The organism is Saccharospirillum alexandrii (assembly GCF_043641555.1).
GTDB classification, from domain to species: Bacteria; Pseudomonadota; Gammaproteobacteria; order Pseudomonadales; family Natronospirillaceae; genus Saccharospirillum; species Saccharospirillum alexandrii_A.
Genome location: NZ_JBHZRJ010000001.1, coordinates 717,532 through 741,721 on the forward strand (window position 1 = coordinate 717,532; position 24,190 = coordinate 741,721).

Sequence of the window (24,190 nt, forward strand, 5' to 3'; positions counted from 1 at the left end):
CAGTGCTAATTTCAAAATTTAGTGACGTAAGACCACGGTTCGTTTTGCTTACTTCATGACTCAGATATTCAGGTAACCGATCATGGCAAATTACAAAGCACCCATTCAGGACATGCAGTTCGTACTGCACGACGTGTTCAAAGCCGACGACCTGTGGGCCAGTATGCCTACTACGTCAGAAGTGACGCCGGATCTGGTGTCGGCGATTCTTGAAGAAGGCGCTCGCGTTTGTGAAAACGAGTTGTTCCCCATCAACCGTCAGGGCGATGAGGAAGGCTGCACCTGGAAAGACGGCGAAGTAACGACGCCGACGGGCTTTAAGGAAGCGTACGCGACCTACGCCGAAAGCGGCTGGCTGAGCCTGGGCGGTGACCCTGAGTTTGGTGGCCAGGGTATGCCTAAAATGCTGACGGTGATGTTCGAAGAGATGGTCTACGCGGCCAATACCTCTTTTGCGCTGTATCCGGCGCTGACCGCCGGTGCCTGTTTGTGCCTGTTGCACCATGCCAGCGATGAGCTGAAGCAAACCTATCTGCCGCCGATGTACGAAGGCCGCTGGTCGGGTTCCATGTGTCTGACCGAGCCGCATTGTGGTACGGATCTGGGCATTATGAAGACCAAGGCGGTGCCTGAAGGTGAGGGCGCGTATAAGATTTCCGGTACCAAGATTTTTATTACCGGTGGTGAGCACGATTTGAATGAGAACATCATTCATCTGGTGCTGGCCAAGTTGCCGGATGCCCCATCCGGGCCGAAAGGCATTTCCCTGTTTGTTGTGCCCAAGTTCAAAGTGAATGCCGATGGTTCGCTGGGTGAGCGTAATTTGCTGGCCTGTGGCTCCATTGAACACAAAATGGGCATCAAGGGTTCAGCCACCTGCGTGATGAATTTCGATGGCGCTGAAGGGTATCTGGTCGGTGAGGAAAACCGCGGTCTGGCGGCGATGTTCACCATGATGAACTATGAGCGTTTGTCGATTGGCTTGCAGGGCATTGGCCTGGGTGATGTCTCCTACCAACTGGCGCGCGATTACGCGCGGGAGCGGATCCAAAGCCGGTCGCCGGCAGGCAAGGTGCAGCCGGATCAGGTGGCCGACCCTATTATTGTGCACCCGGATGTGCGCCGTATGTTGCTGACCCAGCGCGCTTACACCGAAGGCGGCCGTGCTTTTGCGGCCTATGTCGGTATGTGGCTGGATATGGCCAAGGGCCACCCGGATGACGCGACACGCACCAAAGCCGAAGGCCTGGTGGCCTTGCTGACGCCGGTCGCGAAAGCCTATTTCACGGACCGCGGGCTTGATGCCACGGTATTGGGCCAGCAGGTACTGGGCGGCCACGGTTACATTCGTGAGTGGGGCCTTGAGCAGTTCGTGCGCGATGCTCGCATCGCCCAGATTTACGAAGGCACCAACGGCATTCAGGCGCTGGATTTGATGGGTCGGAAAATTGCGGCTAATCAGGGTGCGTTCTTCCAGAGTTTCAAGCAGGAAGTACAGGCGTTCATTGATAGCACTTCCGACCTGACCGAGTTTACTGGCCCGCTCGCCGATGCACTGGCCCGTCTGGAAGATGCGACCGCAGCGGTGCTGAATCAGGTGAAAGACGACCCCAACGCCATTGGCGCAGCCAGTTGCGATTATCTGAACCTCTTTGGTCTCACGGCTTATGCTTATATGTGGTCGATGATGGCCAGGGCGGCCAAAGAACAGGATTCCCAGTTCCATCGCACCAAGCTGGAAACCGCCCGGTTCTTCATGCAGCGTTTGTTGCCCGAATCGCTGGGTTACCACGCCAAGGTACTGGCTGGCAGCGACACCCTGATGACGACGCCGGCCGACGCCTTTTAACGGTCCGGTAACTTCAAGCCCGCCATTGGCGGGCTCGTTGATTTTCATACCCCTCTCTCTTGTTTGTGGCCAGTGACACTGGTACCCAAGTGTCGAAGTTTAGTCGAATATCCCTTCAGTTTTTTCTAATGTGTCCGATAAGTCTGATCTAGACTAACGTTTAACCGGTGCTCATGGACGGAGTACTTGCTATAAGTTGGATAATTGACGTCGTCAGAACGTAGGCCCGATCGTGTTCAGGGAACCAGCACGCGAAGTAATGATTTAACTGGAAGAGAGAGCATTGCATGAAATCGTTTAAACACTGGTCTTTAAAGAACAAGATCCGCCTGCCTCTGTTGGTGCTTGCCCTGTTCATTTTCTGGATGTCGTTCCAGTCGTACCGGGCGATGACTGACATCGATTCACAGGTTGCTGCCTTTGATCAGCAATACTTCCCGGCCATATCCGCAGCCCTGAATGCCGATCGCGATCTCTACCAGGCGCTGGTGGCCATGCGTGGGTATGTAGAGCTGGGCGCCAGTGGTGATCCGCAGACGCGGCAGGCGCTGAACGCCGAGCGAATTGAAAACTATCAGCAAGCCCTCGACCGGGGGTTGAATGCCATTGAGATGATGGGTGACCAGCTCGAGCCGAATACGGCAGCACGATACCGTTCTCAAATGCAGGCCTGGCTGGCCCATGGCGACCAGGTCATCGCCAACAACGAACCGAATGACAACCTAGATCTGTTCAATGCCCCGCGAGACTCACTCAACCTGCTCGGTGAGCGGCTGGATCAGTTGGCCGACTCCGCCGCTTCGGCTGCCTCCGAAACACTGAGTCAACAGACGAATTTCCAGTTATTCCAGGTCATTCTTTTGTTGGTGGTCTTCATTGCGATTGGGATTACGCTGCCCATGATGCTGGTGCGGCCGATCGAGTCACTGCGCGATAAAATGAACGACATCGCCCAGGGTGAGGGTGATTTGACGGCCCGCTTAACCGCCAGTTCGCAGGATGAGCTGGGTCAGTTGGCCCTGGCTTTCAATGCAGTGATCGAAAAACTGCAGAAGTCCATCTCTGTGGTCAAGGAAGTCAATGTGCATCTTGAGCAAGGTGCTTCCTCGCTGCGGGAAGCGGCGGCCGGCAACATCAATCTGGCCGATGAGCAACACCAGACGGTTGATCAGGTGGTTACGGCGGTGGAGGAAATGCACGGTGCCGCAAGAGAGATCGCCAATAACTCGAACTCCGGTGCTGATGCAGCGAATGAAGCACAAAATTCGGTAGGGCAGGGTACCGAGGTTTCACAACAGGCCAACGAACGCGTAGCGCAGTTGTCTGATCGTCTGAACCGGTCCTCCGAAGCCGTTGGTCGCCTGGCTGAAGAGGCCGTCAGTATTGCCTCGGTTCTCGATGTGATTCGCGGTATCGCCGAGCAGACGAATTTGCTGGCGTTGAACGCGGCCATCGAAGCGGCGCGTGCGGGCGAGCAGGGTCGAGGCTTTGCTGTGGTCGCCGATGAGGTTCGTGCGCTGGCGAGTAAGACTCAGCAGTCCACAGAGGACATTCAAAAACGGATTGAAACCCTGCAGGCGGGTGTGGACGATGCCGTGGGCTCGATGAAGAGCGGGATTGAAGTGCTTGATCTCACGGTAACCGATGTGGCGAGCGCTGCTGAATCTTTCAGGTCGATTGAGGGGGCTATCACTCAGATCACCGATATGTCGATGCAGATTGCCACCGCCACTGAAGAGCAAACACATGTGGTCGAGGAGATTAACAAAAACCTGCAGATGATTTCTGACTACTCGAGTCGTAGCTCTGATCAGTCGCGCAATTTGAGTGGACTGGCAGATAACCTGAAGCAGCGTACCGATGAGCTGAGTGATGTGGTGGGTCGGTTCAAGGTGTAGCGCTCAGCTGCTGCAACTGAGTGGCTGCGCCTGATATTCTGCCGGAGGTGGCATGCGCCAGCGTTGCCACTCCCGCCGGTCTTCAAAGGGTGATTGCAGGGCGGCGAGATAACTGTGCAGCAGTGAATCGTCGCCCTCCTCGCACGCCTCGATCACTGCCTGGGCATGGTGAGTGCGTAGAATTGAGACCGGATTGCTGGCCAGTGCCAGGGTTTGGCCTTCGGGTTCCTGCTGGCGGCGTTCCGCCAGTGCCTGACGGAAGCGACGAAATCTATCGCGGTCGATGTAATCGTCGTCGAGCCTGGCCCAGTCGGGCATCGCAGTCTCGGCCAGGGCGCGCAGCGGACGATGAAAGTCTAACGCCTCTGCGGTAGCCAGTTGCATCCAGTCCCGAATCAGTGACTGATCTTCCCCGGATACGTTCGACAACCCCAGACGCGCGCCCATCAAACCTGAGAACCGGGCGTTGTAGTGTTCGGCAAAGCGACTCAGGCTGTCGCGCAAGGCACCCTGGTCGGCGATGCCCGCCAGGGCCTGGGCCAGGCATTGCAGGTTCCAGAAGGCAATGTCCGGCTGCCGGTTGTAGGCGTAACGACCGCTGGTATCGGTGTGGTTGCAGATAAAGCCGGGTTGCAGGGCGTCGAGAAAGGCGTAGGGGCCATAGTCGAAGGTATCGCCGATGATGCTCATGTTGTCGGTGTTCATCACGCCGTGACAAAAGCCGGTGCTCATCCAATGGGCGATCAGGTGGGCGGTGCGGGTAACCACCTCGTCGAAGAAGGCGGCGGTGGGGTCCGGGGCATCTTTGCAGTCCGGAAACAGGTGGGTCAGGCAAAACGCCAGCAAACGCTCCAGCTTTTCGGTCTGGCCGCTGAAGGCAAACCATTCGAAGTGACCAAAGCGAATGTGGGTTTTGGCCACGCGCAGCAGCATAGCGCCGTTCTCAAGCCGCTCGCGCATGACGGGCTCGTCAGACCCAATCAACGCCAGGGCACGGGTCGTGGGAATGCCCAGCCCGTGCAAGGCTTCACTGGCCAGCAGTTCGCGGACGGATGATCGCAACACGGCCCGGCCATCGCCGAATCGGCTGAACGGCGTTTTCCCGGCACCTTTGAGGTGAAAGTCCCAGTGTTGACCCTGGCCATCAACCCACTCTCCCAGCAGCAGGCCACGGCCGTCGCCGAGGTCCGGATTAAAAGTGCCAAACTGGTGTCCGGCGTATTTCTGGGCAATGGGGTCGGTGCCTTCCAGTTGGCCGTGGCCGGAGAAAGCGGCCAGCACATCGTCATCGGGCTGATTTGGCCAATTCAGCTCGCGTGCCAGGGGCTTGTTCCAGGCGACCCAGCGCGGATTCTTCACCGGTGTGGGTGTGACCCGGGCATAGGTGTCCGGCAGCTCCCGCTGATAGCGGTTGTCAAACTGCACGGTGGTAACCAGATCATCAGGCATGGGCGCTTAACCATTACGGACTATGGCAACGAGGATGGGGGGTATGGCAGGGAAGTCAAGCCAGGGGCGAGAGTGACAATTGGTGGTATTGGCGCTGTAGTGCAGTGGTGTCGCAGGGAAGGTTGGGGCGCGGGCAACAGGTCGGTAACCAGCCGTTGCGATACGTCGCTGCTTCGCCAGCCTGAAAGCAGAGCCGATCCCGTCGCGGATGAAGGGTAACCGGTTGGGGAAACAGCCTGCCTTGGCCGACTCAGCTGCCCACTGAGGAGTCCTTTGGGTCGTGCGAATCAGGTTCATAAAACCAGTATGTGGTCTTGGCGTCCTGCACCGGGTGCGTCCAATGCACCCCAGCTCGTCCTGAGCAATGAGTGCATTATGCAGTGGCCCGGGTGTCGGTAAAAGGCGTCATCGGTGACACCCCGTGTAGGAAATTGACTACAAAGGTCACCCTGCTTCGGTCAGTTGGGTGTTCAGCGACTGAATGCTGCGCGCCATGTTTTCGATCAGTGTCAGCACGGTATCCGGGTGGGATTTGATCAGCGAGATGAACTGGTCTTTGGGTACAGCTAATACTGTGCAGGGTTCGGCGGCGATTACCGTAGCTGAGCGCGGTTCGCCGGTGAACACAGCCATGGCGCCGAAAATCTCGTCTTTCAGTACCTCGCCTACCGGGGCCCCGGCCACGGTCACTTCAGCCCGGCCGGTCAGAATGGTGAACACCTCATGTGCCGGGTCGCCCTCGGCGATGATGGTTTCGCCGGAGGCAAAGTTCAGAAAGCCCGTTAGCGGTTGCTGGTCGGCTTCGCTCAGGTAGCGGCCGAAGGCGTGCATGAACAGGGCCGACAGAGAGATCAGGTAGCTGGTCCAGATCGACTGGCGCTGGCGGTTCTCCAGGCAATGTTGCAGCAGAACGTCAGCCGCGTAGGCTTCAAGTTCCACGGGGCCATCGCTGCTGATGCGAAATGAGGGTAGCTGGTAACAATCGGAAAGGCCGACCACATCACCGGGTTCGTAATAGAGGCAGTGACGTTCCTCCTGATGCCCCTGAAGGGTGCCACTGCGCAGAATGAACAGCGTTTCGCGGGTATGACTGGCGTACAGGTCGGTGACTGAGTCGAGCGACAATAACTGGCCTTCGGGCCGGTCTTCGAACAGCTTGTCGGCCAGAATTCTCAGGCGTTCCTGCAATTGATCGGCAACAGGCGACCGCTCACCCAGTAAAAGCATATACAATTCCTTCAAAGTCACTGCCATCAGTATAGCAATTGCCATGCCTCAGAACAGCCAGTCATTACCATCGGCCTTTGTGCTCAGCCGACACTGGTCGGAAAACGATCAGGGCATACAGCTGCGTTACTGGCTGAAGACGGGGGATCAGGTGCAGTGCTGGCAGGTAGCCAACCAGCGTTCTGTCTGTTTTATCCCGGTGGCTGAACGAGCGGCCTGGGGTCGGGTCTGGTCGGCCGTCGGGTCGGTGCCTGAAGTAGGCGATGCCGAGCTGAAACTGCTCAGTGGCGAACCGGTTGTACCCGTCTATTCCCTTCAGTTCAGCGCCCAGCGCAAGTGGGTTCGGCGCGGGCGCGATCAGCAACTGCGGGTCTGGGAAGATGACATTGTGCCCGCCGACCGTTTTCTGATGGAGCGGCTGATCACCGCCGGAGTGCAACTGGATGGCCAGCGGCCGCGGCCGGCCCGGGCCAGACCGACCCTTAGCGTACTGTCGCTCGATATCGAAACCGCCTGGTTTGTGCCGGGCAAGGTGCCAGACCTTTACAGCATCGCGGCGGTCACCGAAACCGCGAGCGCGGTCTGGGTCGTTGACCGGGGGCAGGAAAAGCCCGCCCAAACGGCCGACGATTTTCACTGGGTTGAGACACCGCGCGCCGCGCTAGAGGCCTTTTTCGACTTTGTGCATCAGACCGACCCCGATGTGCTGGTGGGATGGGCCGTGGTTGATTTTGATCTGTGGGTGTTACAGCAACATTGCGATCAGTTGGGTTTGCCACTGGCCATTGGCCGCAACCGGCAACCGGCGCGCTGGCAAGGGCGGGAGTCGGGGCGTCAGCGCATTGAGCTGGAGGGCCGCCAGGTCGTCGATGGCCCCGGCACGCTGCGCTCTGCAGCCTGGTCACTTGAAAGCTACTCGCTCGAGGCGGTTTCGCGCGCGCTGCTTGGGCGTGGCAAGGCCATTGCCGACAGCGACGACCGGGTCGGCGAAATCGAACGGCTCTATCGCGACGACCCGGTGGCGCTCTATACCTACAACCGTGAAGACGCCCAACTGGTGCTCGACATCTTCAAAACTGCCGATCTCTGGGGCTTTCTGATCGAACGGGCGCACCTGACCGGTCTGACACTGGATCGAATAGGCGCCTCGGCGGCTTCCTTCAGCTATGTTTACCTGCCTCGCTTGCACAGAGCCGGGCGCGTAGCTCCCTCGGTAGGCGATCAGCAACTGACCGAGCACAGCCCCGGCGGGTTTGTTATGGACAGCAAGCCCGGTCTCTACGACAACGTGCTGGTGCTCGACTTCAAAAGCCTGTACCCCAGCATCATCCGCACTTTTCTGATCGACCCGCTCGGTTTGCACCTGGGCCTGGAAGGGCCGGAGGCCGAGTCGGTACCCGGGTTTCTCGGTGCGCGCTTTCACCGCACCGGGCACTTATTGCCCGGTATTATCGATCAGCTCTGGCTGGCGCGGGATGAGGCCAAACAGGCCCGCAATGCACCGCTGTCTCAGGCCATCAAGATTCTGATGAACTCCTTCTACGGCGTGCTCGGCAGCAACCTGTGCCGGTTCTTTGATCCGCGCCTGGCCAGTTCGATTACCTTGCGCGGGCATCAGATTCTGAACGACAGTCGCGATTACATCGAACAGCAGGGGCATCAGGTTATTTACGGCGACACAGACTCAGTGTTCGTCTGGGTCGACCGCCATGCGGACCCGGAGGTGCTGGGCAATAAGCTGGCCAACCAATTGAACAGCTGGTGGCAGTCCCGCCTGCGCGACGAGTTCGACCTGGAATCTCACCTGGAGATGGAGTACGAAACCCATTACCACCGGTTTTTAATGCCCACCATTCGCGGACAGGAAACTGGCTCGAAAAAGCGCTATGCCGGCATGATCATGCGCGACGGCGAGCCCGAGCTGGTGTTCAAAGGTCTCGAGGTCGTGCGCTCAGACTGGACGCCCCTGGCTAAGACTTTTCAGCGCGAGCTCTACCGGCGGGTGTTTATGAAGGAAGATGTTACTCGCTTTGTAAAAGCCGAAGTGGCCGCCTTGCTTGCGGGCCAGCGCGATGAAGATTTGACCTACCGGCGCCGGCTGCGGCGGTCGCTGGCTTCCTACGAAAAACAGAAGCCACCGCACGTTCAGGCCGCATTGAAACGCAAGGAACGACAACCGCAGTGGAGCGGACGTGAAATCCGCTATCGCATGACGCTCAATGGCGTGGAACCCGAGCCGTTTATTGAGTCACCGCTCGATTACGACCACTACCTCGACAAGCAGCTGGCGCCCATTGCCGATGGCATTCTGCATTTTCTGGGGATGGACTTCGCGACGCTGGTGGATGAGCAGATGACGTTGTTTTAAATCAACCCAAAAACAAGGCTCCCGAACAGGAGCCTTGTTAGAATTCTGATGACGACGTTGAATCAGTTCACCAGGCTCACATTGATGTCCTGGCCCTGGCTGCGCAACGTAAAACTTTCCGGGCTGAAGGCGGTGAAGGTGTAGGTCAGCTGCACGGGCTCTACCGAACGTTGCATGCCGGTGCCGGCACCCCCTTCTTCAATGAACTCGGTAATGACGCTCAGGGTACGGTCTTCCAGGCGCCAGATGCCCTGGTAGTTGTAGATGGACTGGTCCGGGCGTGTCTGGGTGAAGCGTATCGCGCCGTTTTCCTGAATGCGGATGCGGGTTTCACCGCCGTCTGCGCCACGGCCAAACCAGGTGCCGTTAAGCTGAGCGGCATTGACTTCGATGGCCTCCTGACGCTGGCCACGAATGCTGACTTCCTCGGCCTGGGCATTGCGCGGTGGGCGGTCGCCGTAATGCACCGTGCCTTCTTCGTCGGTCCAGGTGTAAATCTTGCCTTCGGCCAGCGCCGGGCCAGCCTGGGCTGCAAGAAAGCCGACCAGCGCCACAACCAGTGCTGAGCGCGTCAGGCGGGAAGCTGTTAACAGCAAGCCTTGTTTCATGAGGATTCCTTAAACTGTGAGCATCGGCAGCAGTGTAGAGCATGCCAAACCGTTTCGATTAGTTTAACCCTCTGGCGCCCAGAAAGTGAATGTTTTGCTGTGACCCGCTCGACACTTCTCCCAATGGGTTGCTGGCAAGGGGCCATCCGTTGGCTGACGCCCCGGGTCAGTGGCCCAGAATGCGCTTGCGGCAGTCCAGCAATTGGGCTTGGTCTAGGCGGGCACCGGAGTGCTGAACCTTGACCGCCGAGGCCAGGCTCGCCAGTGCACCGGCGGTCTGGTAGCTGTGACCCTGCGACAGCCCATACATAAAGGCACCAGCGAAGGTATCGCCTGCTCCGGTGGTATTGATCGCCTTAACCTTGTGCGCCGGGATCTCAAAGCGGGTGTGGCCGTCGAAGGCAATGGCACCCTGGTCGCCGCGAGTCATCACCCATGTATCGGCCAGGTCATCCAGACTCGACAGCGCGTCTTCCAGATCCGGCTTATGGCTCCAGATGCGCGCTTCTTCTTCGTTGCAAAACAGCAGGTCACAGCGGTCGCTGAGCAGTTCGGTCATTTCCTCACGGCACAGGCGCACCACGGCCGGGTCGCAGAAGTTTACAGCGATCTTCTTGCCCAGCTTGCGTGCCCGGTTGCGACAGGCGAGGGCTGCCTGGTGGCCCAGGTTGGAGATGGACAGGTGCCCTTCCAGAAACAGCCAGTCGGCCGCAGCCAGGGCGTCGAAATTGACGTTGTCGATGCCAATGTCGTCGGTAATGCCGATGTAGGTGTTCATGGTTCGTTCGGCGTCCGGTGTCACCATGATCAGGCAGACGCCGGTATGGCCGTCTTTGACGCGGTCGTGCGGGTCGGTGGTTACGCCGGAATCCGTCAACTGCTGAATATAGAAGTCACCGTCGGCGTCATCGCCCAGTCGACAGGAGAAGTGGCACTTTGCCCCCAGTTGCGCGCTGGCGGTCAGGCTGTTGGCGCCACTGCCGCCGTTCATGCGTTTGAGCAAGGTGCCTTCGCGCGAGGCGGCGGTGCGCAGTGTGCGGCTGCGTTCAAAATCAATCAGGGTCCGGTGCGCCTTGGCCACACCCAGGGTGGCCAGAAAGGCCTCGTCGACGCTGTATTCTTCGTCTACCAGCGCCTGGCCGACGGCGTAAATATCAAGATGACTCATTCGCATAACTGCCTGTTAGTCCGGTGGGTACCGGAGAAATAACGAACGGCCAGCGTCTGTCAGTCAACGTCGGCGACCGGGTGGGGCGGGGCAGTGTACCGATCCTGATCATTCAGTCAAATCCTCCAAATTGTTTTTACGAGTGTGATGTAGCAGACGATGCGGCGTTTACCTCAGAGACTAGCGGCGGGTGCCGGGTATGCCCCTGTGGGGTAGTCCGCAACAAGGATGTTGCGGCCTAGGCTCCATGGATGGATTAACGCCGACCCCACAGGGGCATACCCGGCATCTGCCGCGGGCCAAAAGCTAGAGTTGACCCGAACTCCGAGGCTTGAATCGTAAGTACACTTGGGCAGACGGTAAATCTGCCAACAAGGCCAAAGACAGCGACTGTTTCGCCCTTTATACTCCCGCGCCATGGCAAAGAAACCAACTCGATCCCGCTCCGGCAGCACTCGCCGCAGCGCAGCACCCAAACCCCGTTCCAGCCGAAGCAGCAAGGCTCGCAAACAGAGCCGGGGCGCTCTGTGGCGCTGGCGTTTATTGCAGTTAAGCATCATTGGCGCAGCCGTGCTGATCGCCTGGATGTTCTATCTGAACGCCGTGGTGCGTGAACGCTTTGAAGGGCAACGCTTTACCGTGCCGGCCCGGGTGTACAGCGAAGCCCAGGAGCTTTATGCCGGAGCGCCGGTCAGTGCCGATCAGGTCGAGTCCCTGTTGCAGGCGCTGGGGTACCGGCAAACGGGCGATCTTGGTCAGTCTGGCCGGTATTTGCGTCGCGGGCAAACCCTCTCGGTACACACTCGCAGCTTCGATTTCTGGGACAACCCGGAGCCCGCCCGGCGCCTTGAACTGGATTTCAGTCAGGGCAGTCTGGCTAATATGGTAACCACTGCCGGGCAACCGGTTTTGGTCGCCCGTCTCGACCCGCTGTTTATTGGTCAGATTTACCCCGGCAGCGGGGAAGACCGCTTGCTGTTACCGCTCGATGAAGTGCCGCAATCCCTGATTGATGGCCTCATTGCGGTGGAAGACCGGCGTTTCTATCAGCATTGGGGCATCTCACCGGTCGGCATCGCCCGCGCGCTCTGGGCCAATGTCACCTCGGCCTCCATTGCCCAGGGTGGCAGTACATTAACCCAGCAACTGGTCAAGAACATGTATTTGACCGCCGACCAGACACTGTGGCGCAAGGGTAATGAGGCGCTGATGGCCTTGTTGATGGAGTGGCATTACAGCAAGGAACAGATACTCGAAGCCTACATTAACGAGATCTACATCGGTCAGCAGGGGCGGCGGTCTATCAACGGCTTTGGGTTGGGCGCTCAGTTTTTCTTCGGCAGCCCGCTGCGCTCGCTCAACATTCATCAGCAAGCCCTGCTGGTGGGGCTGATCAAGGGGCCATCCTACTACAACCCACGGCGCAACCCGGACCAGGCCATGGCCCGCCGCAATGTGGTGTTGTCGGTCTGGCGTGAAGCCGGGGTGATTACTCAGGCTGAATACGATCGCGCCCTGGCGTCTGGTCTGGACATCAGCGACGTACCCGGCGATGCCAGTTACCCGGCCTTTATGGATCTGGTGCGCAGGCAGCTCGACCAGGGCTACCGGCGACAGGACTTACTGGCCGAAGGGCTGACCATCTTCACCACCCTCGATCCACTGGCGCAAAACCACCTGGAGACCGTGTTGCCCAACGGCCTGGCTGCGCTGGAAACCAGCTACAACCTGAATAATGACACCCTGGAGGGGGCGGCCATCGTAACCCGGCCTTCCACCGGGGATGTGCTGGCGATTACCGGTGGCCGCAAACCCGAATTGGCTGGTTTTAACCGGGCGCTGGATGCACGCCGTCAGGTAGGCTCGCTGATGAAACCGGCAGTTTATCTGGCTGCGCTGGAAGCGGGCTACACCCTGGCCACACCGGTCAGCGATGCACCGGTGCAGGTGGCGTCGGCCGATGGTGATCTGTGGGAGCCCCGAAATTTCGATATGGACAGCCACGGTTCACCGCTGCTGGTGGACGCCTTTTCCAACAGCTATAACCAGGCGACGGCGCGGCTGGGCATGGAAGTGGGCCTTGCCGAGGTGTTCGATGTTATCGACCGGCTGGGGGTAAGTGAACGCTTGCCCGCCGTCCCATCGGTGATGCTGGGGGCCGTGGATTTGTCACCTTTTCATGTCGCCCAGATGTACCAGACCATTGCGGGTAATGGCTTCTACAGTCCGCTAAACGCCATTCGCGCTGTGGTGCACCCGAATAACGGCGTGCTACAGCGTTTTGACCTTCAGGTAGAACAACGATTTGCGCCCGAACAGATGTACTTGATCCAGGAGGCCCTGCACCGGGTCACCCTGGAAGGCACGGCGCGCAGCTTGCAGTGGCGATTGCCACAAAGCTGGTGGCTGGCCGGCAAAACCGGCACCACCGACGACAACCGGGATGCCTGGTTTGCCGGCTACAGCAGCGATCGCCAGGCGGTAGTGTGGGTTGGTCGCGATGGCAACGAGCCAACGCCACTGACGGGTTCGAGCGGGGCCTTGCCTATTTGGGCTGACATTATGGCCGGGTTGAAACCCAATCAGGAGCGGCGCGGGCAGCCGGCTACCGTGGTTCGGGTGCCGGTGAATGCGCAGGGGGCTCAGGTCAGCGAACGCTGTGATAACCAGCGGGTATTGCCCTTTTTAGCCGGTTCAGAACCCCCCGAACGGCGTGGTTGCTCTGGCAGCCCCGACCCGTCCAGCGAAGACGAAGGAGGTGGCTGGTGGCAACGGCTGTTCAATTAAAATACCGGGGCCGGGTTTGTTCCTTTTATGGGCGTTTGGTTTGGGTGTTGCTCACTGTGTTCTGGTTTTCAGGGTGCGTTTCGGTACCGGTAGAGCAGCCCGATGATCCCCGGCTGAGTACCTGGGAACGAAAGGAAGAACGGGTCGGTCAGCCTATCGAAACCCCCATCGCCACTCGCAGCAGCCTGGTGGATTCACTGCAGCGTTCAGCGCATGAACGGGCGGCTGTTGGCCAATGGGATCAGGCCGAAGCCCTGCTATTGCGGGCATTGCGCATCGAACCCCAGGCAGCAGACCTGTATTTGCAGATGGCTGAACTCAAATCCCGCCAGGGAGATACTGCCGGCGCCACGCAGATTGCGCGCAAAGGCCTGACCTATGCGGAAGCGGGCAGCGAACTTGCGGCAGGTTTACAGCGGTTTGTTCAGCCCGAGTGACTGAACAGGCCGCAGCCGAAAGGCTGCGGCGCGGTGGTTCAGCGGTTAATGTAAGGCAGGCGGTTTTCGTCGATCCCGAAGCAGGCGACGGAAGATTCGCCGCTCTTGTCTTTCAACACCGGTGTCTCAACCTTGCAGCGTTCATTGGCAAACTCGCACCGGCCGTGAAAGGCACAGCCACTGGGCGGGTTCAGCGGAGAAGGCAATTCACCGGTCAGCCGGATTTTGTCGATCCGGTGTTCAGGGTCGATGCGCGGTGTTGATGACAGCAGTGCCCGGGTGTAGGGGTGTTGGGGGTGTGTGAAGATGTCTTCGGTCGCACCGTACTCCACCACTTTACCCAGATACATCACCATGACTTTATCGGCAATGTGCTCGACCACCGACAAATCGTGAGAGATGAACACGTAAGCCAGATCAAGCTCTTGCTGCAGGTCCATCATCAGGTTCAGCACCTGCGCCTGTACCGACACGTCCAGGGCCGACACCGGCTCATCAGCCACCACGACCTTGGGATTCATCATCAACCCCCGAGCGATGGCGATACGCTGGCGTTGCCCACCCGAGAACATGTGCGGGTAGCGATCGTAGTGTTCAGGCTTCAGTCCCACTTTCTGCAACAAATTCAGGGCGCGCTCTTTGCGCTCTGCCTTGGTCAGCTTGCCGTTAATCACCAATGGCTCTTCCAGAATGGACCCGACTTTCTTGCGCGGGTTCAGCGACCCGTAAGGGTTCTGGAAAATAATCTGAATGCGCTGGCGCAATTCCTTGCGGGTTTCCCGGTCCAGAGTCAGCAGGTTTTTGCCTTCGAAGTTCAGCTCGCCTTCGGTGGGCAGCTCAATCATGGTCAGCAAACGCGCCAGGGTTGATTTGCCACAGCCGGACTCCCCGACGACGGCCAGTGTTTTGCCTGCTTCAACGGTGAAATTAACACCATCCAGAGCTTTGACCAGGCCCGGTGGTTTCATGAACCCCTGTTTGACCGGGTAGTGTTGCTTGAGGCCGATACCGCTCATGATCGGTGGTTTAGCCGCTGGTGTTTCGGAAGATTGTTGGGTCATTGGCTGTTCACTCATACCGTGGGCCTCCCGGCTTCATCCAGCGGGTAAAAACATTTCACCTGACGACCTCGCGGGCCATATTGCTCAGGTTCTTCGGCCCGGCAACGATCGGTCACATAAGGACAGCGCGGGTTCAGCAGGCAACCCTGTGGCCGGTCGTTGGCGCCGGGTACAACACCGGGCAGCGCATTCAACCGGTCTTTACCTTCAGACGACTCAGGCAGGGAGTTCATCAGTGCCTGGGTGTATGGGTGTTTGGGTGCCTTGAAAATGTCGCTGGCCGGTCCGGTTTCAACGATTTGTCCGGCATACATCACCACCACCCGGTCAGCGGCTTCGGCGACTAATGCCAAATCGTGGGTGATCAGCATCAGGCCCATCTGTTTCTCGCGCTGCAGCTTGAGCAACAGTTCGATGATTTGCGCCTGGATGGTGACGTCCAGTGCGGTAGTGGGTTCATCCGCGATCAGCAATTTCGGATCGCATGCGATCGCCATGGCGATCATGACCCGTTGGCTCATGCCGCCAGAGAGTTGATGCGGGTAGTTGTTGATGCGGCTTTCCGGTGCTGGAATACCAACCTGGCGCAGCAAGTCAATGGCCTTGGCCTGGCGCTCTTTTTTACTGCCACCCTGATGAACTTCAATGGCCTCCATGATCTGATTGCCCACGGTGTAGCTGGGGTTCAGGGAGGTCATTGGGTCCTGAAAGATCATCGAGATTTCGTCACCGGTGATCTTGCGCCGGGCCTTTTCATTTAAGGTTTGCAAGTCGGTGGTTTTGAAACGCAACTCGTCGGCGGTTACCCGGCCGGGGAAATCAATCAGCCCCATCAGTGCCAGGGATGAGACGCTTTTGCCCGAGCCGGATTCCCCGACAATGCCCAGCACCTCGCCTTCCTCAACGTGAAAGCTGACACGATCGACGGCTTTGAACGGATTGTCTTTGGTACCAAAGGCCACCGACAAGTTATGTACAACCAGGAGGCTTTTATCAGTCTCTGTCATGTCGGTCTCCTATTGTTTCAGTTTCGGGTCGAGGGCATCGCGCAGGCCATCACCCATCAGGTTAAACGCCAGAACGGTCATCAGAATGATCAGCCCGGGGAAGGTCACAACCCACCAGGCGCTCTGAATGAATTCACGAGCCGTGGCCAGCATTGACCCCCATTCCGGCAGCGGTGGCTGGGCGCCGAGACCGAGGAAGCCCAGTGCCGCCATGTCGAGAATGGCGTTAGAGAAGCCGAGCGTCGCCTGAACGATCAGCGGGGCCAGGCAGTTCGGCAAAATAACAATAAACATCAGGCGTAAAGCACCTGCGCCCGCCACGCGGGAAGAGATCACATAGTCCTTGTTGATTTCTGTCAGTACCGAGGCACGGGTCAGCCGCACATAGTGCGGCAGGTACACCAGTGACAGCGCCAGCCCGGAGTTGACGATGCTGGGGCCGAGAATCGCGACAATGGCAATGGCCAGCAGCAGGGCAGGCATCGACAGCAGGATGTCGGCAAAGCGCATGATGGCGACATCGACAAAGCCGCCAAAATAACCGGCAATCAGCCCCAGGCAAATACCCAGTACGAGCGAGACCGTCACAATCACCAGACCGATCAGCAGCGAGAGGCGCGCGCCGTGAATCAGCCGCGACAGAATGTCCCGGCCTACACCGTCGGTACCCAGCCAGAACTGGGCGTTGCCGCCCTCGGCCCAGGCCGGGGGCACCAGAATGAAGTCCCGGAACTGTTCATGCGGATGATGCGGTGCGACAAAATCGGCAAAAACCGCCAGAAAAACGATAAAGACGATAAAACAGAGGCCAATCAAGGCGCCCCGGTTCTGTATAAAGTACGACCAGAATTCGGCAAACGGTGTTTGTGGCACGCGCACCGTCGTCTGGGTTTCGGAAGTCATTGTCATGTGCTGGCTCCTTACTTGCTGTGACGTACGCGCGGGTTAACCACGCCGTACATGAGGTCGACCAGCAGGTTGACCAGAATGATGATGGTGGCAATCAGCAGCAGGCCGCCCTGAACCACGGGGTAGTCCCGCCGACCGATTGATTCGACCAGCCATTTGCCGATGCCCGGCCAGGCGAAAATCGTTTCGGTCAGAATCGCACCGCTGAGCAGTAAGCCGACTTGCAGGCCCATCACAGTGATGACTGGAATCAGGGCATTGCGCAAAGCGTGCTTGACGATGATGCGCCGCTTCGACAAGCCTTTGGCCCGAGCGGTCCGAATATAGTCTTCACCCAGTACCTCGAGCATGGAGGAACGAGTCATGCGAGCGATAACCGCCATAGGGATGGTGCCGAGTACAATGGATGGCAGCACTAGATGGCTCAACGCCGAGATAAAGGCACCGTCTTCGTCCGATAGCAACGTATCGATCAGCATGAACCCGGTTACTTCGTCGACCCAGAACATAACGTCCAGCCTGCCAGAAACCGGTGTCCAGCCGAGGTTGACGGAAAACAATAGGATCAACAGCAGGGCCCACCAGAAAATCGGCATTGAATAGCCAGTGAGCGAGATGGTCATAACGGTGTGGTCGAGCAGCCCGCCACGCTTGATAGCTGCGAGGATACCCAGGGTAAGGCCGGTGATGACTGCAAAAATGGCGGCGCATACCGTCAGTTCAATGGTCGCCGGAAACAGTGACATAAACTCTGACATAACCGGCTGGCGAGTCACATAGGAGGTGCCCAGGTCACCCTGAAGTACATTGCCCAGATAGATGAAATACTGTTGCCAGATCGGCTTGTCCAGGCCCAACATGGCCTCAAGTTCCGCCCGTTGTTCAGGCCCGAATCCGCGTTCGCCCCCCATGATGGTGATCGGATCACCGGGGATCAGATAAATAAGCGCAAAGGTGAAAAGCGATACCCCGATGAAGGTGGGTATCACCATGCCCAGACGGCGTAATAAAAATTGTAGCATTGAGTCTATTCTCCAACCTGAAATGGGTGCTTGGCCATTTCGGGAATGAAACCAGAGGGTCAGGCGAGCTGGTTTCTGCTTTATACAATGAACCGGGGATCACGGCCCGGAGCAGTGCTTGAGCCGGTACCGGGTAGGTGCCGGTGCCTGCATCACCCAGCGGTGACGGCAGCGGTTATTAAACAAGAAAGGGCGGCAGATGGTCTGCCGCCCTGATAGAGACGTCTTAACTGTCAGGTGTTGACTCAGTCTGCGAGGCTAACCCCGTAGAACGAGTGCGAACCGAACGGGCTCATGACGTAGCCCTGAACTTCAGGACGAACTGGCTCGAAGACCACCGAGTGAGCAATGGTGATCCAGGGCGCTGCAGCCTTGAATACGACCTGAGCTTCTTCGTACAGAGCGGTCCGCTCTTCTGTGACGGGTGTACGCAGAGCCTGGTCAACCAGAGAGTTGAACTCTTCGTCACACCAGAACGCACGGTTACCACCGGTTTCAGCCGCCTGACAGCCCAGCAGGGTGTTCAGGAAGTTATCCGGATCACCGTTGTCGCCGGTCCAGCCAAGCATCATGGTTTCATGTTCGCCATCCTGGGTGCGCTGCAGGTACTCGCCCCACTCGAAGGATACGATTTCAGCGTCAACACCGACAGCTGCCCAGTCTGCCTGAATCAGCTCGGCCATACGGCGAGCGTTCGGGTTGTAGGGACGCTGTACAGGCATTGCCCAGATGTCGGTTTCGAAACCGTCCGGGAAGCCAGCTTCGGCCAGCAACTGACGGGCGTATTCCGGATCGTAGTCATAATCGACGACGTTTTCGTTGTACGACCACATGGTTGGTGGGATCGGGTTTTTGGCAACCTGGCCAGCACCCTGATAGACCGCATCCAGAATCGCTTCTTTGTTGGTTGCGATGTTCAAAGCCTGACGAACGAGGTCATTGTCGAACGGGGCTTTCTGGGTGTTAAAGGCCAGATAGCCGACGTTCAGGCCAGGCTGGGACAGTACATTGATGTTCGGGTCATCTTGCATAGCCTGAACATCAGACGGGTTCGGGTACACCATGTGGTGACATTCGCCGGCACGCAGCTTGGCATAACGAACGCTGGCATCAGGAGTAATGGAGAACACCAGGCGCTCGATATCAGCCGCACCTTCCCAGTAGGCATTGTGACGCACATAGCGAATCACAGAGTCTTTACGATACTGAGCCAGAATGAATGGGCCGGTACCGATCGGCGTAATGTCGACCTGGTTCGGGGTGCCCGCATCCATCATCGCATCGGCGTATTCGGCCGAGTGAATGGAGGCGAAGTCCATGGCCAGATTAGCCAGGAAGGTGGCATTAGGGGCGCTCAGCTGAAAGACAATGGTGCTGTCATCGGGTGCGGTGATCGACTCGATTGCATCGGCCATGCCCATGTAACCAAAGTAGGCGTAATCCTGGTTGCTGATGCCGTGGAATGGATGACCTTCATCCATCTGGCGCTCGAAACTGAACAGCACGTCTTCTGCGTTGAAGTCACGGCTCGGACGGAAATCTGAACGCGCGTGGAACTTGACGTTTTCACGCAGGTTAAAGGTGTAGGTCAGGCCATCGTCTGAAATTTCCCAGGTCTCAGCCAGACCCGGTACGACTGCCGTGCCGCCACGCTCAAATTCCACCAGGCGGTTGAACATGGTGCGCGAAGACGCGTCAAAGGTGGTGCCAGACGTGTAGAAAGCCGGGTTAAAGCCTTCAGGGCTCGCTTCCGAGCAATACACAAAGGTGTCCGCAGCAGCGGTAGACGCCATTGCCGTGGCAAGTGCGGCGCCGGCAAAGAGTGACAGACTTTTCTTCATTGTTATTTCTCTCCTTTTATTATGTAAGCCGCTGTTGATCATGACTATGTTCATCAGCGGCCTTTGACCCGTCGCTCTGTGAGGAAGAGCGCCGGGGAACCATCGCTTCAGCAAGAATGAGACCACGCCGAGGCACAGGCTGACAGTTGGTGTTGCAGCCACCGTACGGGTTCCCGCAACCCGCGCGGGTCAGGCTTTGGCGTGTACCTTACACGTCAAATCAGAACCGACCCCAGTGGTCGATATAACCGTACTTATGGTCAACTGTGGTGCTTGAGCATAAAGCAGGGTTTAAAATAGGGCAACCAGTCAGGAAATGCTAAGTTTTTCCGGGTACCGTCACGTCAGATTGCCGCATTTATGTCTCAAAGCTGTAAAAGTTAAGGGGCTCTGGAGTGTTTTAGCGGCCAATTTTCGACTAAGGTTAAAAGGTCCGGGATGTGGTCCGCACTTTGCTTTGTCTGAGACGGGACGAGGCAGGGGTAAACTGGCAGCATTGAATTTTTGGCCAAAGTGGCGAAGATTCATGCTAATTAGAGCGGGTTTACAGGGTACTGGCCCCCCGGATACGGAACCGACATTGCGAAACGTTGCAGTGATTGGGACCATGGTCACCCCTCAGTCGGTAACGACGCTTTGGTGACTTTGCAGTAACAGCGCTCTGTTAGTGGTGTTTTGAATAGGGCGCACAGCGTTCAAGAGGCGAATCCATTGCGGAATCAAACATTGCATCAAGCATCGGCCCCGTCCTGCCATCTTTTTTCGGGTGTTGCCATGGCCGATGCCTGGACCAGCCAGCGCGGTTTCTATGCTGCCTCCCGGCACGCGCTGAGCGAATGGTTTAACGAGTAGCCTTGCTCACGCTGGTCTGGCTGTCGCGAAACAGGCCGGTGAATCCTCCGAAGTCAAGCGCATGTCGCACAACCACAACCCCGGGTGCGATTATGTTTTGCATTGGCCCCCGGGCTTATTCAAAATGCCAGCAACAAAAACGCATAAAAAGTAATCAGTTCTGCCGGCCTCAGATGTCCAGTGCCACCAAAGCACAGACATTCGGCAGGTACCGCAGGCAGGAACGGATCAGGAGACCACAATGGGTCAGCAAGTAGCCCCGCTGATAGCCACCGACATACACAAGTGTTTTGGTGAGCTGGAAGTCCTCAAGGGCATTTCACTGGAAGCGCACAAAGGCGATGTTATTTCCGTCATTGGGTCTTCCGGGTCGGGTAAAAGTACCTTTTTGCGCTGCATCAACATGCTTGAGATCCCTACTTCAGGTGACATTCAGGTGCATGGTGAGAAAGTGGCGTTCAAGACCAACCGTCGCGGTGAGCGTGAACCTGCCGACATACGACAGGTTGAAAAGATGCGTGCCCAGCTGTCCATGGTGTTCCAGGGGTTCAACCTCTGGGCCCACATGACGGTGATGGAAAACATCATAGAAGCTCCGGTCCATGTGCTTGGCATCAGTAAGAAAGAAGCCATCGAGCGGGCCGAAGAGCATTTGAACCGGGTTGGCCTGTACGATCGTCGCAACTACTACCCGGCCCACATGTCGGGTGGCCAGCAGCAACGGGCCGCCATTGCCCGGGCGCTGGCAATGAACCCGGAGGTGATGCTCTTTGATGAACCGACCTCGGCCCTCGACCCCGAGCTGGTGGGTGAAGTGCTCAAGGTAATGCGGGCTCTGGCAGAAGAAGGGCGCACCATGGTGGTTGTTACCCACGAAATGGCGTTTGCCCAGGATGTCTCGAACAAGGTGATGTATCTGCACCAGGGCAAGATCGAAGAGTATGGCGACCCTAAAGAGGTGTTCACCAACCCGAAATCGGAACGCTTCAAGCAATTTATTGCACCGAATTACTGATTCCGGGCGCCGCCTTTAGCGGCGACTGGAGTGCATTGGCCGCACCGCATGTTGGGGCGGTTAACCAGTATGATCAGCGTTAGCTGGTATGGACACAGGATGTGTCCGGTATCCGATCGCGCCGGATACCAACGCAACCTGTTCGGTTGTGCCCAATATCATGGACGATGGGATGATGAAAGAGAGGCGGCGCAAGCCATCTCATACTAGGAATCAGGAACCACCTGATCGAATGACAACACTGGAGTCAACCATAATGAAAAAAACGTTAATTGCTGTTGCGGGTATGCTCGCAATGACCTCTGCCGTATCGGCCGAAAGCTGGGACACCATTCGTGTGGGCGTGGATGCACCTTACCCGCCGTTTGAATACCGTGCCCCCGATGGTGAACTGACCGGTTTCGAAATTGAACTGGGCAATGAAGTGTGCCAGATCGTATCCGGCAACGACTGTGAGTGGGTTGTTCAGGCATGGGACGGTATTATCCCGGGTCTGCTGGCTCGCAAATACGACATGATTTTCTCATCCATGTCGATCAACGAAGAGCGCCAGAAGCGCGTTCTGTTTTCAGACCCTTACTACACAACTCCCTCTGCGTTTTTTGCACCGGATGGCAACGGCTTTAACCCCGACAGCAGCGACGGCAAGCGCGTTGGTGTTCAGCGGGCCACCATTCAGGACACCTACGTCACTGAATTCCTGACCGATGCTGAAGTGGTTCGTTACACCACCGCTGACGACATGATTGTTGACCTGCAAGGCGGCCGTCTGGACGCCATGTTCATCGATGCCCCGGTTGGCATCGAAATGCTGGAAGGCAACGATGAAGTATCCCAGGTTGGCGATTTCATCAAGGAGCCGACACGCATCTTTGGTGAAGGCGTCGGCGCTGCATTCCGTAAGCGCGATACCGCTCTGGAAGAGCAAGTCAGTGCGGCACTTGAGCAACTGAAGAACGATGGTACCTACGACACCATCATGCAGAAGTATTTTGACATCGACATCAAACTGTAACGAACTCGTCTGACAAGACGTTTTCATTTTGTGTTTGTGCGAAGGGCCGGTGTCAGCCGGCCCTTCATGTGTTGCTCGGCCTGCTTCACAGGGTGTCAGTCCGTTAACAGGATTGAATGATGCTGTTGCGTAGGCAGACCAAGCAACTCAGTAAAACAACAACCAACGAAGAGTAACGCCTGTGTTTGATTTCGAAGGCTATGGCCCTTCCATATTTGGTGGCGCCATCATTACGTTGGAGCTGGCTGTCTTCTCGCTGGTTCTGGCCGTGTTTCTCGGTTTAATGGGTGCCTGGGGCAAAATGTCCCACAACCGGCTGGCGAAAGGAGTCGCAACCTTTTATACCACGCTGATTCGTGGCGTACCCGACCTCGTCTGGATGATGCTGCTGTTCTTTGGTGGACAGATCGCCCTGAACAGCATTCTGGACTACTTGAATTATGATTTGGGGTTCAACCTGCCATACCCCCAGTTCAATGAATTTACTGCGGGCGTACTGACCATTGGTTTTATTTTTGGTGCCTATATGTCCGAGACGTTTCGCGGTGCCTTTATGGCAGTTGAACATGGCCAGATTGAAGCCGGCAAAGCCTACGGCATGAGCGGCTGGAAAGTATTTTCACGCATCATGTTTCCACAGATGATGCGTCACGCAATTCCCGGCATTGCCAACAACTGGCAGGTTCTGTTGAAAACGACTGCGCTGGTGAGTGTGATCGGTCTGGCAGACATGGTGAGGCTGGCCAGTGAAGCCGCAAAATCGACCGGATCACCCTTCAAATTCCTCATACCCGTTGCCATTGTTTACCTGGCCATCGCCGCTCTCTCCGACATCATTTTCAAATTGCTCAACAACAAATACAGCGCTGGCGTTGTTAAGGGAGGCAGCTGATCATGGATGCATTGATTGCCTTGCTCGAACAGAACGATATTTTTACTCCCGCCACTCTGATGCAGTATTGGGGCGGGTTGGTGACAACGGTCCAGCTGGTATTCCTGTCGCTCATCATTGGTCTGGTCATCGCGTTGCCGCTGGCCATTATGCGGGCGTCCGACAACCCCTGGATCAGCCGTCCGGTTTGGGTCTATACCTACGTATTTCGGGGTACACCCTTACTGGTACAGCTGTACATGATCTACTACGGGGTCACGCTGATTGACGGTATTCAGGATACCTTCTGGTGGGAAATCTTCCGGGGTGCCTTCTACCCGGCGCTGATTGCCTTTGTTCTGAACACGGCGGCTTACACCACTGAAATTTTCCGCGGCGCCATCGAGGCAACACCGCGGGGTGAAATTGAAGCCGCCAAGGCCTATGGCATGAGCTGGGCCAGAAGAATGCGCCGCATTGTGCTGCCCAGTGCCTTCCGCCGAGCCATTCCGGCGTACAGCAACGAAGTGATTTTCATGTTGCACGCCAGTGCCATTGCATCGGTCGTGACCATCATTGATTTGCTGGGCGCTGCCCGTAATATTTACGCGCAATACTATGCGCCATTTCCAGCCTTTATCTTTGTCGCCTGCATCTACCTGATACTGACCTTCGGTATTCTGGGTGTATTCAAGCAGCTGGAAAAACGTCTGCTGGGGCATTTGCGCCCGCGCTGACGGTTATTGAGCGTGCCGACAACTATCTGAAACCAGGCCGCCTATGCGGCCTTTTTTGCAATTCACCGG

18 protein-coding genes are annotated in these 24,190 nt (G+C 57.3%); 9 read left to right on the forward strand and 9 right to left on the reverse strand.

The features are described 5' to 3' along the window. The first annotated feature begins 82 nt into the window (after positions 1-82). Positions 83-1,849: an acyl-CoA dehydrogenase C-terminal domain-containing protein gene (locus ACHUE7_RS03115; protein WP_394168683.1), complete on the forward strand. Its 1,767-nt coding sequence runs from the start codon at positions 83-85 to the stop codon at positions 1,847-1,849. 287 nt (positions 1,850-2,136) lie between these two features. Next, positions 2,137-3,747: a methyl-accepting chemotaxis protein gene (locus ACHUE7_RS03120; RefSeq protein WP_394168684.1), complete on the forward strand. Its 1,611-nt coding sequence runs from the start codon at positions 2,137-2,139 to the stop codon at positions 3,745-3,747. A gap of 3 nt (positions 3,748-3,750) precedes the next feature. Here the strand turns inward: ACHUE7_RS03120 and ACHUE7_RS03125 are convergent, their stop codons facing one another. After that, positions 3,751-5,196, reverse strand: coding sequence for a protein adenylyltransferase SelO (locus ACHUE7_RS03125; RefSeq protein WP_394168685.1), 1,446 nt, complete (start codon positions 5,194-5,196; stop codon positions 3,751-3,753). A 444-nt stretch (positions 5,197-5,640) separates the two neighbouring features. Beyond that, positions 5,641-6,423 (reverse strand): cyclic nucleotide-binding domain-containing protein, encoded by a 783-nt coding sequence (locus ACHUE7_RS03130; protein WP_394168686.1) that lies wholly within the window; start codon positions 6,421-6,423, stop codon positions 5,641-5,643. 43 nt (positions 6,424-6,466) lie between these two features. Between ACHUE7_RS03130 and ACHUE7_RS03135 the strand changes: the two genes are divergently transcribed. Then, positions 6,467-8,791: a DNA polymerase II gene (locus ACHUE7_RS03135; RefSeq protein WP_394168687.1), complete on the forward strand. Its 2,325-nt coding sequence runs from the start codon at positions 6,467-6,469 to the stop codon at positions 8,789-8,791. Between the two features lie 62 nt (positions 8,792-8,853). On the opposite strand, the gene ACHUE7_RS03140 is transcribed toward ACHUE7_RS03135, so the two are convergent. After that, a complete protein-coding gene (locus ACHUE7_RS03140) occupies positions 8,854-9,399 on the reverse strand; it encodes a DUF4124 domain-containing protein (RefSeq protein ID WP_394168688.1) in 546 nt (181 codons plus the stop codon). A gap of 166 nt (positions 9,400-9,565) precedes the next feature. Beyond that, entirely contained in the window at positions 9,566-10,567 is a 1,002-nt protein-coding gene (locus tag ACHUE7_RS03145) for an adenosine kinase (protein ID WP_394168689.1), read from the reverse strand. Between the two features lie 417 nt (positions 10,568-10,984). Here ACHUE7_RS03145 and mrcB point away from each other — a divergent pair, with 417 nt between their 5' ends. Both mrcB and ACHUE7_RS03155 read left to right on the forward strand, forming a co-directional pair. Then, on the forward strand, positions 10,985-13,354 hold the full coding sequence (gene mrcB, locus ACHUE7_RS03150; RefSeq protein WP_394168690.1) for a penicillin-binding protein 1B: 2,370 nt from the start codon (positions 10,985-10,987) through the stop codon (positions 13,352-13,354). Beyond that, the gene (locus tag ACHUE7_RS03155) at positions 13,333-13,791 is read left to right on the forward strand and encodes a hypothetical protein (protein ID WP_394168691.1); all 459 of its coding nucleotides are present in this window, start codon (positions 13,333-13,335) and stop codon (positions 13,789-13,791) included. The genes mrcB and ACHUE7_RS03155 overlap by 22 nt, the downstream gene beginning before the upstream one ends. Before the next feature lie 38 nt (positions 13,792-13,829). Here ACHUE7_RS03155 and ACHUE7_RS03160 read toward each other — a convergent pair whose 3' ends face one another. From ACHUE7_RS03160 to ACHUE7_RS03180, 5 genes are all read right to left on the reverse strand, one after another. After that, on the reverse strand, positions 13,830-14,867 hold the full coding sequence (locus ACHUE7_RS03160) for a peptide ABC transporter ATP-binding protein (RefSeq protein ID WP_463557992.1): 1,038 nt from the start codon (positions 14,865-14,867) through the stop codon (positions 13,830-13,832). Then, positions 14,864-15,859, reverse strand: coding sequence for a dipeptide ABC transporter ATP-binding protein (gene dppD, locus ACHUE7_RS03165; RefSeq protein ID WP_394168692.1), 996 nt, complete (start codon positions 15,857-15,859; stop codon positions 14,864-14,866). The genes ACHUE7_RS03160 and dppD overlap by 4 nt, the downstream gene beginning before the upstream one ends. 9 nt (positions 15,860-15,868) lie before the next feature. After that, positions 15,869-16,762: a dipeptide ABC transporter permease DppC gene (dppC, locus tag ACHUE7_RS03170; RefSeq protein WP_394169150.1), complete on the reverse strand. Its 894-nt coding sequence runs from the start codon at positions 16,760-16,762 to the stop codon at positions 15,869-15,871. Positions 16,763-16,779: 17 nt separating this feature from the next. Further along, entirely contained in the window at positions 16,780-17,790 is a 1,011-nt protein-coding gene (locus ACHUE7_RS03175; RefSeq protein WP_394168693.1) for an ABC transporter permease subunit, read from the reverse strand. A 245-nt stretch (positions 17,791-18,035) separates the two neighbouring features. Then, positions 18,036-19,631 carry an ABC transporter substrate-binding protein gene (locus tag ACHUE7_RS03180; RefSeq protein WP_394168694.1) on the reverse strand — a complete coding sequence of 532 codons (1,596 nt, stop codon included), beginning with the start codon at positions 19,629-19,631 and terminating at the stop codon, positions 18,036-18,038. A 1,093-nt stretch (positions 19,632-20,724) separates the two neighbouring features. Here ACHUE7_RS03180 and ACHUE7_RS03185 point away from each other — a divergent pair. The 4 genes from ACHUE7_RS03185 to ACHUE7_RS03200 all read left to right on the forward strand — a co-directional run bounded on the left by ACHUE7_RS03185 (position 20,725) and on the right by ACHUE7_RS03200 (position 24,121). After that, a complete protein-coding gene (locus tag ACHUE7_RS03185) occupies positions 20,725-21,498 on the forward strand; it encodes an ABC transporter ATP-binding protein (RefSeq protein ID WP_394168695.1) in 774 nt (257 codons plus the stop codon). Positions 21,499-21,754: 256 nt separating this feature from the next. Continuing rightward, positions 21,755-22,513 carry a transporter substrate-binding domain-containing protein gene (locus tag ACHUE7_RS03190; RefSeq protein WP_394168696.1) on the forward strand — a complete coding sequence of 253 codons (759 nt, stop codon included), beginning with the start codon at positions 21,755-21,757 and terminating at the stop codon, positions 22,511-22,513. A gap of 181 nt (positions 22,514-22,694) precedes the next feature. After that, positions 22,695-23,405, forward strand: a complete 711-nt coding sequence (locus ACHUE7_RS03195) for an ABC transporter permease (RefSeq protein WP_394168697.1) — start codon at positions 22,695-22,697, stop codon at positions 23,403-23,405. A 2-nt stretch (positions 23,406-23,407) separates the two neighbouring features. Beyond that, positions 23,408-24,121, forward strand: coding sequence for an ABC transporter permease (locus ACHUE7_RS03200; RefSeq protein ID WP_394168698.1), 714 nt, complete (start codon positions 23,408-23,410; stop codon positions 24,119-24,121). Positions 24,122-24,190 lie beyond the last annotated feature (69 nt).

What these genes read in the sequence shown, in the direction of transcription:
- ACHUE7_RS03115 (WP_394168683.1), top strand. Translation starts at nt 83, where the DNA reads ATGGCAAATTACAAAGCACCCATTCAGGACATGCAGTTCGTACTGCAC.
- ACHUE7_RS03120 (WP_394168684.1), top strand. Translation starts at nt 2,137, where the DNA reads ATGAAATCGTTTAAACACTGGTCTTTAAAGAACAAGATCCGCCTGCCT.
- ACHUE7_RS03125 (WP_394168685.1), bottom strand. Translation starts at nt 5,196, where the DNA reads ATGCCTGATGATCTGGTTACCACCGTGCAGTTTGACAACCGCTATCAG.
- ACHUE7_RS03130 (WP_394168686.1), bottom strand. Translation starts at nt 6,423, where the DNA reads ATGCTTTTACTGGGTGAGCGGTCGCCTGTTGCCGATCAATTGCAGGAA.
- ACHUE7_RS03135 (WP_394168687.1), top strand. Translation starts at nt 6,467, where the DNA reads ATGCCTCAGAACAGCCAGTCATTACCATCGGCCTTTGTGCTCAGCCGA.
- ACHUE7_RS03140 (WP_394168688.1), bottom strand. Translation starts at nt 9,399, where the DNA reads ATGAAACAAGGCTTGCTGTTAACAGCTTCCCGCCTGACGCGCTCAGCA.
- ACHUE7_RS03145 (WP_394168689.1), bottom strand. Translation starts at nt 10,567, where the DNA reads ATGAGTCATCTTGATATTTACGCCGTCGGCCAGGCGCTGGTAGACGAA.
- mrcB (WP_394168690.1), top strand. Translation starts at nt 10,985, where the DNA reads ATGGCAAAGAAACCAACTCGATCCCGCTCCGGCAGCACTCGCCGCAGC.
- ACHUE7_RS03160 (WP_463557992.1), bottom strand. Translation starts at nt 14,867, where the DNA reads ATGAGTGAACAGCCAATGACCCAACAATCTTCCGAAACACCAGCGGCT.
- dppD (WP_394168692.1), bottom strand. Translation starts at nt 15,859, where the DNA reads ATGACAGAGACTGATAAAAGCCTCCTGGTTGTACATAACTTGTCGGTG.
- dppC (WP_394169150.1), bottom strand. Translation starts at nt 16,762, where the DNA reads ATGACTTCCGAAACCCAGACGACGGTGCGCGTGCCACAAACACCGTTT.
- ACHUE7_RS03175 (WP_394168693.1), bottom strand. Translation starts at nt 17,790, where the DNA reads ATGCTACAATTTTTATTACGCCGTCTGGGCATGGTGATACCCACCTTC.
- ACHUE7_RS03180 (WP_394168694.1), bottom strand. Translation starts at nt 19,631, where the DNA reads ATGAAGAAAAGTCTGTCACTCTTTGCCGGCGCCGCACTTGCCACGGCA.
- ACHUE7_RS03185 (WP_394168695.1), top strand. Translation starts at nt 20,725, where the DNA reads ATGGGTCAGCAAGTAGCCCCGCTGATAGCCACCGACATACACAAGTGT.
- ACHUE7_RS03190 (WP_394168696.1), top strand. Translation starts at nt 21,755, where the DNA reads ATGAAAAAAACGTTAATTGCTGTTGCGGGTATGCTCGCAATGACCTCT.
- ACHUE7_RS03200 (WP_394168698.1), top strand. Translation starts at nt 23,408, where the DNA reads ATGGATGCATTGATTGCCTTGCTCGAACAGAACGATATTTTTACTCCC.